The organism is Pontibacter sp. H249 (assembly GCF_037892465.1).
Classification (GTDB): Bacteria; Bacteroidota; Bacteroidia; order Cytophagales; family Hymenobacteraceae; genus Pontibacter.
Genome location: NZ_JBBKTR010000009.1, coordinates 93,945 through 106,668 on the forward strand (window position 1 = coordinate 93,945; position 12,724 = coordinate 106,668).

The window sequence follows — 12,724 nt, forward strand, 5'->3', positions numbered from 1 at the left end:
AAAATTGTATATTTGTGAAATCCGCTTCTTTGGGCGGATTTTTCTTTGATACTAAATCCCCATACTACAAACTAGCCCTACATGGATATTGAATTTAACAAAAACGAAGACGCACTAAAACAACTTATTTTTCAGCTAAAGAGCAAATTAAAAAAGGTACACCTTGGTGGCGGTGAAAAGCGCATCCAGAAAGAACACGACAAAGGCAAAATGACAGCCCGGGAGCGTGTAGACTACTTGTTAGATGAAGGATTAGAGTTTTTAGAGATTGGCGCTTTTGCAGGCGAGGGCATGTACCAGGAAGTAGGTGGCTGCCCAAGCGGAGGCGTTGTTACGGGTATAGGTTACATCAAAGGCCGCCAGTGTGTAGTGGTTGCCAATGATGCCACTGTAAAAGCGGGTGCATGGTTCCCAATCACAGCCAAGAAGAACCTGCGTGCTCAGGAAGTTGCCATCGAGAACCGCTTGCCCATTGTATACTTGGTAGATAGCGCCGGTGTGTTCCTGCCGATGCAAGATGAGATTTTCCCGGATAAAGAGCACTTTGGACGCATGTTCCGCAACAATGCCGTGATGAGCTCAATGGGGATTGTACAGATTGCTGCGATCATGGGCAGCTGCGTGGCTGGCGGTGCTTACCTGCCAATCATGAGCGATGAGGCTTTAATTGTGGAAGGCACAGGTTCGATTTTCCTGGCTGGCTCATACTTAGTTAAAGCAGCCATAGGCGAAAGTATAGACAACGAAACCCTTGGTGGGGCTACCACTCACTCAGAAATTTCCGGCGTTACCGATTATAAATGTAAAGACGATAAAGAAGCGCTGGACCACATCCGTAATATCTTTGATAAAATGGGTGACTACAATAAGGCTGGTTTCAGTCGTACAGAGCCTGCCGTACCAAAGTTGGAAGAAAAAGAAATCTACGGTTTAATGCCAGCCGACAGAGCTAAGCCTTACGACATGATGGATATCATACTTCGTTTGGTTGATAATTCTGAGTTTGAGGCTTATAAAGATCACTATGGCCAGACCCTTATCTGCGGCCTTGCCCGTATAGACGGTTGGGCTGTAGGTATAGTAGCCAACCAACGCAAGATCGTGAAAAGCAAGAAAGGTGAGATGCAGATGGGTGGTGTAATCTATTCCGACTCTGCCGACAAAGCCGCGCGCTTTATCATGAACTGCAACCAGAAGAAGATCCCGTTGGTGTTTTTACAGGACGTATCCGGCTTTATGGTAGGCAGCAAAGCTGAGCATGGCGGTATTATTAAAGATGGTGCCAAAATGGTGAATGCTATGGCCAACTCGGTAGTGCCTAAATTTACCATACTTATCGGTAACAGCTACGGCGCAGGCAACTACGCCATGTGCGGAAAAGCGTACGACCCACGCCTGATTTATGCCTGGCCTACGGCACAACTGGCAGTAATGAGCGGTGCTTCGGCTGCCAAAACGTTGCTTCAGATTCAGGTATCGGCACTAAAGGCAAAAGGAGAAGAAATTACACCAGAGGCAGAGCAGGAGCTGCTGGAGCGTATTACAGCAAAGTATAACGAAGAACTTTCGCCGTATTATGCAGCCGCACGTTTATGGGTAGATGGCATCATCGATCCGATGGAGACGCGCAAAGTAATTTCTATGGGTATAGAGGCCGCTAACCACGCGCCAATCGAGAAGCCGTATAACGTAGGGGTTATCCAAACATAAATAAAGAATTAAAAATCATGAATTAGAAATTGGAGTATACTAGAGAAAGTATGTGGGTAAACCTCTTTCTAATTTCTAATTTTGAGTTTCTAATTGATATTGTATAGTGACGAAGAACGAAATAAAGGCGCTTATCTCGCTGTTGGATGATAATGACTACGAGGTAGCGTCGCATGTGGAGAGGCAGATAGTTGCGTTAGGCGAAGGAATAATCCCTTATCTGGAGGAGGAGTGGGAGGAAACTCTGAACTCTGATCTTCAGAAAAAGATCGAAGACTTAATCCACAACCTGCAGTTTGACGGCCTTATGGCCCGAATGAAAGACTGGAAGGAACGAGGTGGGACAGATCTGCTGGAGGGGATGTATTTGGTAAATTCATACTTATATCCGGATGTAGAGTATGCCAATATCACCAAAACCATAGACCAGCTGTACTTCGATACCTGGACGCACATGAAAGAGGAGATGCACCCTTACGATCAGGTTAAGGCGCTGAATAATGTGCTGTTCAGAGAGAAACGTTTCACGGCGAACACCAAGAACTTTCATTCTCCGGCCAATTCTATGCTGCACCTGGTGCTGGAAACAAAGCGTGGAAACCCGCTTACGCTTTGCGTGATCTACATGACGCTGGCTCAGCGCCTGGAAATGCCAGTATATGGCGTAAACCTGCCTAACCTGTTTATACTTACTTATAAGCTGGACGGGGTGCAGTTTTACATTAACGTGTACAACAAGGGCCTCATACTTTCTAAAGCAGATATCGACAATTATATCTTGCAGCTAAACCTGAATCCGATCGATATCTTTTATGAACCGTGCAGCAATTTAGATATTGTAAGGCGTGCCCTGCGTAACCTGGCTTTCTCTTTTGAGAAGATGAAAGACCCCGAAAAAGCAACAGAAGTGACAAAGCTACTTGCTGCTATAACCGACGAGGAACCTCCGGTTTAAAAATGCTCTAACATAAAAAAAGGCGGGCCAACTTAATAGTTGGCCCGCCTTTTTTTATGTTTTAATTAGTATTTCTTGATTAAACAGCCTGTAGCACGCTTGTCTCCGGCAGCAACGGGCCTGTTCGAAAGTACATCATCAATCACACCACGCAGGTAGTGGTTCTTAACTCCAGTCTCAACCTGAGGGTTATCATCAATTGCGCCTTTATATTTAAGTACAAAACTATTACCGGTGTTGTGTAGCACAAAAACCTCCGGAGTTTTGGTAGCTCCAAACTGGTTGCTGATCTTCTGGTCGTTATCAGCCAGGTATGGAAAGCTATAGTTTTTGGCACCCATTGCCTCCAATGTTTCAGTTCCCTCACCTGCACCTGGATTTACAAAAATAAATTGTACGCCTCTGTTGGAATAGGTACTGGCAAGAGTAACCAAACGATTCTCATATAATTTTGCGTAAGGGCATTGGTTGTTGGTAAATACCAGCACTACCGTTTTGGCACTTGCAAAATCACTCAGTGATACAGTTTGATTATTGGCACCCTGCAATGTAAAGTTCGCAACCTTATCACCTAACTGGTAACCTCCGCTCTGTGCAAAGGCAAATACATTTAACATGACGGCGGCGGCAAATGCGGCAAAGTATTTCATGACTTTAGGTATTTGTTTAATTTAAGTTTGTGTATCGTTGATGCAGTAAGTTAGTACGTGGTTTTGCAGAAACTCGTATTTAATATGGTACAATTTACTTATTTCAGCGGTTATTACCTGCCCTTCCAGCACATTTTGATCACTGCCAGGAGATAAAATCAGGTTGTCTTTAAAAATCAACTGTTTACGGCTGTACAATTTATATAATGTTTCTTTGGCGCTCCAATAAAGGCAGGTTCTGTTCTCGTCAGTTGCCGTAAACTCTTTTTCTGCTTCATTTAAAAACTTATTAGCCACCCGTAGCGCCTTTTGCGATAGTAGTTCAATATCTATGCCAACCTCATACTTACTAGAGATAATAACAGCTGCAAAACAAGGCGAATGGGAAATAGAAATGCAAAGTTGTTGGTCTTCAAAGTATGGCTTGCCGTTTTCATCTTTCTTAAGAAAGGCAGGAGCGGAGGTAAATTGCTTCAGTAAAGTATAAGCTAACACTCGACTTGCTAGCCATTCCTTTTTGCGTTTGTCGTGCACCTGTGCTATTTGGGTACAGTCTACATGGGGTGGTAAAAGGGTAAGCAACTCCTCTAGCGGCTCTTCGGTTTGCCAGATGCCTAGTAAGGTGTGCGGATTTGGTTGCTGTATTTGTAAGAGTGGCATAGGCAATAAACTGGCAAGCGGCAGGTTTTATAAGTATGGGCACGCTTTGTTAGGCTATATTGTTGTAAATTTAGCTAAAATTTAAGACTCAGAAATAATTGGCAATGGCCAGCAAAATACAAGTACAAAAAATAGCCAGCTTAACCGGCCACCGCGACTGCATTTATACTTTAGAGCGAAGCGGAGAGGATAGTATTTTCTTCTCGGGTGCAGGCGATGGTATGGTAGTAGCCTGGAACCTGAACGATCCTGAAAACGGTGAGTTGATGGCTAAAATGACCAGTTCTGTTTACGCCCTGCGCTATGTGCCGGAGCGCAACCTGCTGCTGATAGGCCAGAACCACGTAGGTGTGCAGGTAATAGACCTGGCAAACAAGCAGATACTAAAGTCTGTGCCACTGCCTAAAGTTGCCATTTTTGATATAGCTTATTCTTTAGAAAAAGTTTATGTAGCCTTGGGCAATGGGGCAGTTTGTGTGCTTAACAGCCATACTTTTGAACTTGAAACCATCATCCGTAAATCTGACCAAAGTGCCCGTTGCCTGTCTTACAACAAGTTTACTGGCGAATTAGCTGTTGGCTATAGCGATAATGTTGTTCGTGTTTTTGATGCTACAAGTATGGCGGTAAAGTATGAGTTAAAGTCTCATGCAAACTCTGTTTTTACAGTGGCTTATACTTCTGATGGAAAGTTATTACTTACGGGCAGCCGCGATGCACATCTGCGTGTTTGGGAGGCTGAAAATCAGTACAAAGAACGCGGCTACCTGATTGCGCATATGTATGCCATTAACCATATTGCCTTTAGCCCAGATGGCCGCTATTTTGCTACCTGTAGCATGGATAAGTCTATCAAGATATGGGATGCCGAGACTTTTAAGTTGCTGAAAGTGATAGACAAAGTTCGGAATGCGAGCCACGGTACATCGGTTAATAAATTATTTTGGTCGGCTCACAAGAATCAGTTAGTTTCGTGTAGCGATGACCGCACCATTTCGGTTTGGGATATAAATTTAGGTTTGAATTATGAAGATTACACCATTAGAGATCAGGCAAAAAACGTTTGAGAAGGCATTTAGAGGACTAGATAAGGATGAAGTAAACGCGTTTTTGCTAACCCTTTCGCAGCAGTGGGAAAAACTGCTGGATGAGAATAAGGATCTGCGCATGAAACTGGACGCGTCGCACCGCGAAACCCAGAAACTGCGTGAGGTGGAGTCGTCGCTATACAAAACACTGAAAACTGCCGAAGATACTGGTAACAGTATTCTGGAGCAGGCTACTAAATCTGCAGAACTTAAAGCACGTGAGGCAGAGTTAAAAGCTAATGAACTGCTGAACCAGGCCCGCAACGAGGCGCGCCAGCTGCTAGAGCAGGCCAAAAGAGAATCAGAGAAACTGGTGGCTGAGATGCAGCAGGAAGTAAAAGCCTTGGAGCAGGACTATATGCGCATGGAAAGCCATCTGGATACCATGGTGCGTGACCTGAAGAACCTTGCCAATGAGGCATTGGAGAAGGCAGAGCGTACTAAATCCAAACCTAAGAGCGATACTAACAGTATTCTTTCAAGAGCGGCTGGTGTTCGTGTTGACAACACCGAGCTATTAAAAAACCTGAAAGAAATGAATACTGTGAAAGAAACATATGTACTGCCGGAGTCTACGGCTGCCAACGCGCCTGTAGCTGTAAGAAATGGTAATGGCTACGAACCTTTTGGCGACCCTGCTCCAGATGTAACGCAACCAAACGAGGTGCCAACGCCGGTTACTCCAGTTCCTAATATACCTTCTCCTGAAGTAGAACCAGTAGAGCCTGATTACCCGGGTCGTGTACCAGCACCGGATATTGAGCAACCGGTACCTGAAATTAAACCTGTAACGCCCGACAAACCAGAAATACAACCTCCTTTGACTGAGCCATCACGCAATGCCTATGCAACTAACGGTGCTGCTGTAAAGCAAGGCGGCGGTTCTTTCTTCGACGAGATAGGTTAAGTTAAGGATGGGGCAGATTGCACTGGAGGGCATGGAGTTCTTTGCCTTCCACGGGTTTTACGACGAGGAGCAGCGTATTGGTAATAAGTATGGCATCGACCTGATTATTAACACGGACCTGCGCCGCGCCGCCGAATCTGATAACCTAGATGAAACGGTAAACTATGAAGTACTGTATAAGTTGGTGCTGGAGGAGATGAAAATTCCGGCCCGCCTGCTGGAGCACCTCGGTCACCGCATCATCGACAAAGTATACGAACGTTTCCCGTTTGTGCAGTCAGTTAAAGTTAACGTGTATAAATTTAACCCACCGCTTGGCGGCATTTGTAAATGGGCCAAGGTTAGCCTAGAGGAAGCAAGGTAATTAATACTTTAAGAAATATGTAGAAGCAGCTGGTTCAGGAGATGAGCCAGCTGTTTTTGTTTTATAATACTGTGGTCCAACCACCCTTAGCCCCGCTGCAAGCGAGTACCAGCGAATATTTGTAGGGACAGGTCGTGACCTGTCCGGGGAATGGCCGATGCTATAAAACTGAAATGTTGTCTAAAGCACGATACCAGCACGTGTAAAACATACCCTTGTCCCTCTCAAGAGGGGAATTTCTGAATAAGGTGGAAGTGTGTACATCTCTTTTCAGAGCTTCCGTTTAACCTCCCTTTACCAAGATCCTTCACAGGATGACAAAAAGATAAGCTGCTATAAAACAAAAGCAGCTGAAACAGTAGGTAAAATGCCCCGCCCTTTATAAGGAGGTATAAGGGATGGTTGGACCCGGTACTACAGAAAACCTAGACCAACCTCAATAACTCAGCAGCAGCAGCAAAGGCAGACTTTTGCCCATTCTTCACTTCCTCAGCTGTACTTTGTAATTGCTCCTTTACCTGCTGATGACCATAAAAGTTATCCTCTAAGCCCTGGCGGATAGCTTCATACATCCACTGCAGGTTTTGGTCACGGCGCTTTTTATCGAAGAAACCGTTGCTTTGGGTAAGTTTTAAGTAATCAGCGATGGTTTGCCAGATAGTGTTAAGGCCTGTATTTTGTAAGGCAGAGCAGGTACTAACGCGCGGTACCCAACCTGAGGCACCAATAGGGTAAAGGTGCAGGGCATTCTGATACTCGACTTTGGCAGAAGTAGCTTTGCCTGTGTTGGAGCCGTCGGCTTTGGTTATGGCAATGGCATCGGCCATTTCCATAATGCCTCGTTTTATACCTTGCAGTTCATCCCCGGCACCGGCCAGCATCAGTAGCAAAAAGAAATCAACCATGGCATGCACGGCCGTTTCTGACTGGCCCACACCTACGGTCTCCACAAAAATAGTGTCAAATCCGGCAGCCTCGCAAAGTATAATGGTTTCACGAGTGTTCTTAGCCACGCCACCCAGCGATTTGCCAGCCGGTGAAGGACGTATATATGCCTGCGGGTTCATGGAGAGTTCTTCCATGCGGGTTTTATCACCGAGTATACTTCCGCCGGAACGCTGGCTGGTGGGGTCTATGGCTAATACGGCTAACTTTTTCCCTTGCTCTTTAATTAGATAGGTGCCAAATGCTTCAATAAAAGTACTCTTGCCTACGCCTGGCACACCCGTAATGCCTATTCGCACAGAAGTACCAGCATGCGGTAATACAGCATCAATAACCTGCTGCGCCAACTCTTGGTCAGACGATAGCCTGCTCTCTATAAGTGTAATTGCACGACTCAGCAGGACGCGATCACCGGCAAGTATGCCTTGTACATATGTATCAGCGCTGAATCGTTTAGCCAAAGTCTGTAAGTTTTAAGGTTGAGGAACTACTACAAATTTAAGGTTTATCAACAGATTCATTTAAAGAAACATCAATAATATAAGTTTCGCTATATAAAAGATCAAATATTTTTGTGGATATATATGGAAATGAAATCTAAAAGCTAGAAATTGCATTCAAATTGACGGCTTCATAAAATGTTGAAGTTTAAATAGTTTACCATTAACACCTCTGAGGCCCCGTCAGTAAGACCTAATCAGAAAATATATTTAATACATCTACCAACTTTTATGAAAAAATTGTTGATGCTGGCTGCTGCCTTTGCAGGTATACAGGCAGGTGCACTGGCGCAAACAGAACTTAACAGCTTCTCGGTAACTGGCCGTGGAGGCGTAATGAACACTTTCGTTCACGACTACCAGGCAATTGGGGTTAACCCTGGCAATTTAGGCCGTAGCACATCTATTGTATCGTTTACTATTGCTGAGGGTGGAGTGGGAGCCAGTACACAGGCAATGAACAGAACCACTTTGAACCGCTTTATTGAGGCAGCCGAGAATAACGAGCTCACCCTTGCAGCACGCCGCGATCTGGCAAAAGCGTTTACCAGCGATAACGTATTAAACGCTGGCGCAGACCTAAACACATTTGCTATTTCCATTAACCTGCCAAAGTTTGGTGGCCTTGCTATTAGCAACCGCCAGCGCGCCTTAAGCCATGTAGCATTTAACAAAAATTTCTCTGAGTTGATGTTTCTGGGGCAGGAGGCGGAGCTGTATAAGCAGTTTAGCCCGGGGCAAACAGTGTTTGTGTCACAGTTATTCGAAGGCACCGAGATAAAGGCGTCGTGGGTAAACGAGTGGAACATTGCCTATGGCCGTAAGATCATAGACTTGCCAGCACTTAATATCTACGGTGGTGCCGGATATCGTTATATACAAGGTATGGCGCTGTACGAGTTTAGCTCCAAAGCTGGTGAGGTAAAAGCCTATAGTGCTGCCTCGCCTGTGTTGGATATAGACTACGGTGACTATCTAAACGATCCTAAATTTACTTACAATGATGCAGATAAGCTTTTAAGCCCTGTTGGACGTGGGCATGGGTTTGATGTAGGTTTATCAGCAGAGATAGTGAAGATAGTGAAGGTAGGTTTATCTGTAACAGACATTGGTAAAATGACCTGGACAGAGAACCTGCTGCAGGCTCAGGACAAAGGCTTTAAGCTGCCAGAAGTAGATGGCTCAGAAGAGTATGATTTTGAGGATGCTGCAGATATGGCAAAAACGATAATCGACAGTGCTCTAGTGTTTAGCCCAGTAAGTGAGTTATCAACGGACCTGCCTACGCGACTAAGAGCTGGTGTTGGGGTAAAATTAGGCGAAAGAGTTGAGGTGGGCGTAGATTATGTGCGTGCGCTAAATAATGCTCCGGGCAACATTTCAGAAGATTTTATCGGACTTGGGCTTGATGTGAAGCCGCTTTCATTTTTCCGTTTAAGTACGGGTGTAACTACTGGTGCAGGCGATAAATTTAACCTGCCGCTTGGCTTTGCAATTGTAACACCTGTGTATGAGTTTGGTGTAAGTACCCGAGATGTTACTGCACCATTTACCGAAAACAACCCAGGCGGTTCTTTTGCCATGGGATTCCTTAAATTTAAGATTGGTAAGCCAAAAGTATTGTAACTAACTTTAATTTAAGCTATTGCTAAGTATAAAGCAGCAGCGCCAGCCTTTGTTAAGGCTGGCGCTGCTGCTTTATACTTAGTTTATACTTTGCTTCGCTAAGCCATGTGGGAAGTTAGGCAAACCGAGATCACTTTTCTGCTTGCCCAAATGAAAGCCATTATCTATGTAGTCGCTGGTCTTACCTTTTGCATTTGGGTTATTGATCACTCCTAGGTAATAGTTGTCTTTTCTGGCAACATAAATCTTACCATCAGGCCCCAACTGGAGCGCGCCTATACTAGGGCTGCCAGAGGTAGCCACTACCGTAGCTGATTTGGCGATAGCCTCTGCACTGCCGGCTCTTAAATCAAACTGTACAATCTGTGCCTTATTCATCTGGCCGTTATTAGTAGTACCGTAAAGTTTGCTGCCATCCGGCGAGAAGGCTACACCATAAGCCTGCGAAAAGCCCTTTAAATGTATAGGATCTGATATTTTGCCTGTGCTGCGATCAAACTTTAGTATCTCGAAACTGCTGTCGTCGTTCCAAAGCGCTGCTGCCAATCGGTTACCGTCTGGTGATGGTACTAAATAGCCGATAGCTTTCCGGTTGGGGCCGCCATGCACTATGCCTACCATACTCATTACAGGTTCTGTGGCCACTCCGTTAGTATCTACCAAGTAGGCCATGTAACCGTTGCTGTTCCAGCGGTGTGCGAGCAACCACCAATCGCGGCCATTGCTGTGGCGCACAGCCGTTAACTTTTCTGTGGCAGGGGCAATCATGAAGTTGTTACGGGTAACAATATCGCCGTTGCCGTTGTCCTTGCTCATATCCACCACACTGTAGCGTAGCCCGTTGCTCTGCGCCTGTATGTCTGTAGTAAAAATATAATAGATAGCTTCGTTGCCTGGTTTAGGAAGTATAAGTGCCGATTGGGTAGAAGATTTACCACCCATCAAGCCGTTTCCGTTTGGCATAACTTTGTGATCACGGTTCCATACGGTGATGCCGTTGGTGTATAGCAACAGGTTGCCGTCTTTATCTGAAAGCGAAGCGCTGCCCTCCTCTGTAAACAAACGGCTTGAGGTAGCTGTAGGAGTTCCATTCTCAAATACGACACCGGCACCTTTGCCAAAGTACCAGTTGTTTTTTTCGCCTTGCGCAGCTGCAGAAAGTGTTGTTAGGGCAAATATAGCTGCTGATGCTAAATGTCTAAATCTTATCATAGCAATAGTATAAACGTCTGTTACGCCAAGAAAGTACAAATGCAGTGCCAAGTATAAAGCTGTAGCGGCTGGTAAGTATAAAATAACAGAAGCAGGCCGTTTTTGCCTGCTTCTGTTATTTTATACTTATTTACTATAACTAGTTCTGCAATGTAGAGTCTCCTGCCAGTACATCGTTTATGTGTGATGAGTCTGCACCTGTACCAGGTTGATCACCAGAGATGTCAACACCTGTTTTTTGAGCATCTTCTGTAGACTCAGGTGGCATTTCGGTATTTTCGCCATATTCTTCGCTACCACAAGATGCAAGCAGCAGGGAAGATGAGAAAAGTACCGCCGCCAAGATATTTATTTTCTTTTTCTTAGCTGTCAAATTTTTATACTCTTAGTAATACGAGCTTCAGGAGCATTTATTTGCAGAAAATGCGAGTTAACAGTGTTAGGTTTTTTTTAATTCTCCTGCAGTGTAGCCTCCTTTTCGGTTTGCTTGTACAGGTTGGGATACTGCGAAAGCAGGCGCAGCAAAACTCCGTTGGTCCAGCCAAAACCATCTTGGTTCGGGTACTCGCCACCGCCAGCTTCCAAAGTGATGTTCTCCACGTTATACTTTTCCATCAGCTTACCGGTAGCCAAGTATACTTCATTGTTCAGCAGCGCCCAACTTTGCGCAATATCCTCGGCCAAATCTTTGTAGCCGTAGTTTTGCAGTGCCTGTATGGTTAGCCATTGCAGCGGAGCCCAACCATTAGGTGCATCCCACTGCTGGCCGCTTTTGTTTAAAGTAGTAACCACACCACCCGGACGCAGGAAGTCGTTTTGAATTTTTTCGGCAACGGATTTGGCATGTTTTCGCTTTACCATGTTAAAGTATAGCGGGTACACAGCTGCAAGGCTTGGTATGTTAGTTATACTTTGTGTTTTAATGTTGTAATCATAAAAGAAGCCATCTTTCTCGCTCCAGTTATACTTTAAAACAGCATCACGACGTGCTTTAGCCAGCTTCTCATACTTTCGTGCTTCATCGCGGTTACCCCCAAGAACAGCCATCTCCTGCAGCATCAGCTCCATGTGGTAGAGTAGGGCATTTAGGTCTACAGGAATGATGTTGGTAGTTTGGATGGTACTGATGTTTTGGCCATCGGCGAACCAGCGTGTGCTAAAGTCCCAGCCTGATTCTGCTGCGGCTCTTATGTCGCGGTAAACTTCCTGGGGTAATCTGTTCGAGTGCTTAGCTAGTTCTACATCTTCTAGGTATGATTCAGGACGTGGAGCAGGGCTGTCGTCCCAATAGCGGTTAAGTATGCTACCGTCGGGCATGCGTACTACGCGGCGGTAAGCAGGATTTGCCACGGATAAGGTTTCGGCACCCATCATCCAGAAGTCATACTCTTTTTGCAAAGCCGGAGCATATTTTTGCAGCACCTCCCTGCCTTTTTGCTGTGCCAGCACCCGCAGCATAAGTGCGTAAAACGGAGGTTGTGAGCGGCTAAGGTAATAGGTGCGGTTGCCGTTCGGTATATGTCCAACGGTATTGATCAGGTGCGTGAAGTTATCTACCATACTTTGGATAAGATCTGTATGCTTGCTGGCTTGCAGCCCAAGCATGGTAAAGAAGCTGTCCCAGTAGTAAATCTCCCGGAACCTGCCACCTGGCACAATGTAAGCGTGCGGCAAAGGTATAAGCGAACCTTTATCGACGCCAGGCTGACGAGTAAGTATAGGCCAGAGCCGTTCTATATGCTGTGTTACAGAGTGGCTGGAGTCGGTGGTGAAACCTGTTGCAGGTTGTGGCGGTAACTCAAAGTGCTCGAGTATAAAAGCCTTCAGGTTAAACCCAGGCTGTTGTTTTTGCTGCTGGTAAGCTTGCAAAATTACATCTGGAGCGGCCAAAGGTGTACAATCCGGAAACGTTTTAGAGTCCGGGAAAACGCGCTGCAACTGCACTTGCTCAAACAGCTCTCCCAAATCTTGAGCAGGATGGTAAAGCTTCTGCGCCTGGGTAGGCTGCAGGGTAGTAAGGGTGAAAGGTAAAACTAGCAGAAGGTATAGTCTCTGAATGTTAAAAATATACTTCATACTTTGCGTGGTTTGGCGTGAGATAAAGCAC

The 12,724-nt window shown here is 45.4% G+C and carries 12 protein-coding genes; 6 read left to right on the forward strand and 6 right to left on the reverse strand.

All coding sequences use genetic code 11. The annotated features are described in order from the left end of the window. Window positions 1-81 precede the first annotated feature (81 nt). Window positions 82-1,710 (forward strand): acyl-CoA carboxylase subunit beta, encoded by a 1,629-nt coding sequence (locus WG943_RS12575; RefSeq protein WP_340409459.1) that lies wholly within the window; start codon window positions 82-84, stop codon window positions 1,708-1,710. Between the two features lie 106 nt (window positions 1,711-1,816). Then, the gene (locus WG943_RS12580) at window positions 1,817-2,665 is read left to right on the forward strand and encodes a transglutaminase-like domain-containing protein (protein ID WP_340409461.1); all 849 of its coding nucleotides are present in this window, start codon (window positions 1,817-1,819) and stop codon (window positions 2,663-2,665) included. Window positions 2,666-2,730: 65 nt separating this feature from the next. On the opposite strand, the gene WG943_RS12585 is transcribed toward WG943_RS12580, so the two are convergent. After that, window positions 2,731-3,315 (reverse strand): thioredoxin family protein, encoded by a 585-nt coding sequence (locus WG943_RS12585; protein WP_340409463.1) that lies wholly within the window; start codon window positions 3,313-3,315, stop codon window positions 2,731-2,733. A gap of 21 nt (window positions 3,316-3,336) precedes the next feature. After that, window positions 3,337-3,975, reverse strand: a complete 639-nt coding sequence (locus tag WG943_RS12590; protein ID WP_340409465.1) for a 4'-phosphopantetheinyl transferase superfamily protein — start codon at window positions 3,973-3,975, stop codon at window positions 3,337-3,339. Window positions 3,976-4,079: 104 nt separating this feature from the next. On the opposite strand from WG943_RS12590, the gene WG943_RS12595 reads away from it, so the two are divergent. Genes WG943_RS12595 through folB form a run of 3 tightly spaced genes read left to right on the forward strand, consistent with a single transcriptional unit; the run spans window position 4,080 to window position 6,334 of the window. Next, on the forward strand, window positions 4,080-5,042 hold the full coding sequence (locus tag WG943_RS12595; protein ID WP_340409467.1) for a WD40 repeat domain-containing protein: 963 nt from the start codon (window positions 4,080-4,082) through the stop codon (window positions 5,040-5,042). After that, window positions 5,002-5,970 carry a DivIVA domain-containing protein gene (locus WG943_RS12600; RefSeq protein ID WP_340409469.1) on the forward strand — a complete coding sequence of 323 codons (969 nt, stop codon included), beginning with the start codon at window positions 5,002-5,004 and terminating at the stop codon, window positions 5,968-5,970. The genes WG943_RS12595 and WG943_RS12600 overlap by 41 nt, the downstream gene beginning before the upstream one ends. Before the next feature lie 7 nt (window positions 5,971-5,977). Continuing rightward, entirely contained in the window at window positions 5,978-6,334 is a 357-nt protein-coding gene (gene folB / locus WG943_RS12605; protein WP_340409471.1) for a dihydroneopterin aldolase, read from the forward strand. Between the two features lie 425 nt (window positions 6,335-6,759). Here folB and meaB read toward each other — a convergent pair whose 3' ends face one another. Continuing rightward, on the reverse strand, window positions 6,760-7,740 hold the full coding sequence (meaB, locus tag WG943_RS12610) for a methylmalonyl Co-A mutase-associated GTPase MeaB (protein WP_340409473.1): 981 nt from the start codon (window positions 7,738-7,740) through the stop codon (window positions 6,760-6,762). A 270-nt stretch (window positions 7,741-8,010) separates the two neighbouring features. Here meaB and WG943_RS12615 point away from each other — a divergent pair, with 270 nt between their 5' ends. Further along, window positions 8,011-9,405 (forward strand): DUF5723 family protein, encoded by a 1,395-nt coding sequence (locus WG943_RS12615; protein ID WP_340409475.1) that lies wholly within the window; start codon window positions 8,011-8,013, stop codon window positions 9,403-9,405. Window positions 9,406-9,483: 78 nt separating this feature from the next. On the opposite strand, the gene WG943_RS12620 is transcribed toward WG943_RS12615, so the two are convergent. The 3 genes from WG943_RS12620 to treF all read right to left on the reverse strand — a co-directional run bounded on the left by WG943_RS12620 (window position 9,484) and on the right by treF (window position 12,693). Next, window positions 9,484-10,617, reverse strand: coding sequence for a hypothetical protein (locus WG943_RS12620; protein WP_340409477.1), 1,134 nt, complete (start codon window positions 10,615-10,617; stop codon window positions 9,484-9,486). Between the two features lie 139 nt (window positions 10,618-10,756). Further along, window positions 10,757-10,990, reverse strand: coding sequence for a hypothetical protein (locus WG943_RS12625; RefSeq protein WP_340409479.1), 234 nt, complete (start codon window positions 10,988-10,990; stop codon window positions 10,757-10,759). Between the two features lie 77 nt (window positions 10,991-11,067). After that, complete coding sequence (gene treF, locus WG943_RS12630) at window positions 11,068-12,693, reverse strand: alpha,alpha-trehalase TreF (protein WP_340409481.1); 1,626 nt, start codon at window positions 12,691-12,693, stop codon at window positions 11,068-11,070. Window positions 12,694-12,724 lie beyond the last annotated feature (31 nt).